General features: G+C 72.9%; 2 protein-coding genes. Both read right to left on the minus strand.

Annotated features, from left to right (window positions below; all coding sequences use genetic code 11):
* A partial coding sequence (locus tag AOK08_RS40840) for a DUF4142 domain-containing protein (RefSeq protein WP_055535503.1) occupies positions 1-643 on the minus strand: 643 nt, incomplete at its 3' end.
* Positions 644-889: 246 nt separating this feature from the next.
* Positions 890-2,227 carry an MbnB/TglH/ChrH family RiPP precursor modification enzyme gene (locus AOK08_RS40845; RefSeq protein WP_063794237.1) on the minus strand — a complete coding sequence of 446 codons (1,338 nt, stop codon included), beginning with the start codon at positions 2,225-2,227 and terminating at the stop codon, positions 890-892.
* Positions 2,228-2,316 lie beyond the last annotated feature (89 nt).

Genomic DNA, 2,316 nt, shown 5'->3' on the forward strand with positions numbered 1-2,316 from the left:
TCGACTTCGACGCCCTCGCGGCGGCCATGTCCTCCGCGAGGGCGTCGAAGTCGACGTACCCGGTGGCCTCCAGGACCTGGATGTGGTCGAGGACGGTCCGGTTCGCGTCGTCGGCGAGGGCGCGGACCAGGGAGTTGCGGGTGCTCGCGCGGACCTGCGCGACCACGGAGAACACCTTGCCGTGCGCCATCCGCAGCAGGTTGGCGAACTCGCTGTCGAAGTCCGCGCCGTGGGCCGCGTCCATGGCGCCGAGCCACTCGCGCTGCTGCTCGCTCGGCTGGTTGGGCAGGACGAACCCGAGCCGCGAGGCCACGTCCCGGACCCGCGCGTCGAGGAACGTGTGCCCCTCGATCAGATGCCGGCCCGCGATCCGTACGGCCTCGGTGGTGCCGCGTACCTGGGCCTGCTGACCGGCGGGCAGTTCCCACAGGCCCGCCAGCCGGACCTTGGTGAGGAACTCGCGGTCGAGCGCCGACAGCGGCCCGAACCGTGTCGACACGGTCTGCGCGTTGAGCACGGCCACACCGGTTCCGGCGCGGTCCGTGTACGACCAGACCGGGAAGACCAGTGCTACGAGGGTCGCCGCCAGACCCGCGACGATGAGCCCGGTACCGCCGAGACCGGGACGGTGGATGGATCGCATGGTGCCTCCTGCTCGCGGCACCGCACGCTAACGGGCTGCGGGCGCGGAGTTGGCATCGTACTGCGGGCCCTACGCCGACCGCTGTACAGCGGGAGACCGCTGGGAGGGGAGGGGTGGACGCCGGATGAGGCAAGGGCTGACCATTGCATACTGGTCGAAATGCTGACAAGCGGGTCGGTGAAGTAGTGCGTTATAGGCGGCGCTGTTAACCTCCGCACAATTTGCGCGCGTTGAGGTGGAGGTGCGTCAGCGGCGCAGGAGTACGCGGCGGGTGGCCCGGGCCAGCCTGGCCGTGGGGCGCTGGGAGCGCGGGGCCGGACCCGAGCGGTCGAGCCACCACTCACGCAGCCGCCGCAGGCCCTCCGTGTTCTCCGGGGTCCCGGGCTGTCCGCCGAACAGCAGATGCGCGGCGAAGTCCAGCGCGTCGCGCCGGTAGCCGTCGGACATGGGGTGCCCGTGCGCGTACGCGAGGAAGGCGGGCCGGTACCCGGCGCCGAGGATCTCGGGCAGCTCCGGCGCGACCTTCGCCACGACATCGGCCCGCTTCGCCCCGAGCGCCCGCGACTGCACCCCGAGCCGCACCCGGTCGAACCCCTCCGGCACGGGCGTCCCCGCGACGAGCGCGGAGAGCAACGCGGCCTGGGCGAGGGCGAGACGCTGGCGCGCGGGGGCGGAGTCGGGCGCCCGGTCAGCCTCCGTCCTGGGCGTGAACGCCGTCGCCGACTCCTCGGGCGAGGCCGCCTTCAGCGCTCCACGGATCGCGTCCAGTTCCCGCTCCAGCTCGCCCGCCTCCGGGAAGTTGTCGTCCCGTTCCAGCAGGACGCCGGGCGGGGTGACACGGGAGGCGAGGTCGGTGAGGATGTCGAGGACCTGGGGCGGGACCGGGTGGGCGTGGCTGTCGTGCCAGACGCCGTCCCGTTCGAAACCGCCCGCGACATGGACGTACGCGATGGCCTCGACGGGCAGTTCGGCCAGGGCCTTCGCCGGGTCCTCGCCCCGGTTGACGTGGTTCGTGTGCAGATTGGCGACATCGATGAGGAGGCGTACGCCGGTCCGGTCCGCCAGTTCGTACAGGAACTGACCCTCCGTCAGCTCGTCGCCGGGCCAGGCGATCAGCGCGGCGATGTTCTCCACGGCGAGCGGCACCGGCAGTGCCGCCTGCGCGATGCGGACGTTCTCGCACAGCACGTCGAGCGCGTCCCGGGTGCGGGGCACGGGCAGCAGGTGCCCGGCCTCCAGCAGCGGGGACGCGGTCAGCGGGCCGCCGGCCCGGACGAACGCGATGTGCTCGGTGACCAGGGGCGAGCCCAGGGCCTCGGCGCGCTCCGCGAGCGCCGTGAGCCGGTCCTCGGCGGGCCGGTCCGCGCCGCCAAGACCCAGGGAGACACCGTGCGGGACGACCGTCACACCGCGCTCGCGCAGCCGCAGCAGCGACTCGGGGAGGTGCCCCGGACAGAGGTTCTCGGCCACCGCCTCGACCCAGTCGATGCCCGGCATGGCCTCCACGGCGTCCGCGATCTCGGGCCGCCACCCGATGCCCGTACCCAGCCGCCCCAACTGCTCCGCTCGCACCGGTCGCTTCATCGTCCCTCGCCCTCTCCGACCGTTCCGGTCCACGGAGTGATGGCCCCGGTCCCCCGGGTCGAACCTCTCCCGGGGGACCGGGGCCATCA

The organism is Streptomyces graminilatus (genome assembly GCF_001418565.1).
Lineage (GTDB): Bacteria > Actinomycetota > Actinomycetes > Streptomycetales > Streptomycetaceae > Streptomyces > Streptomyces graminilatus.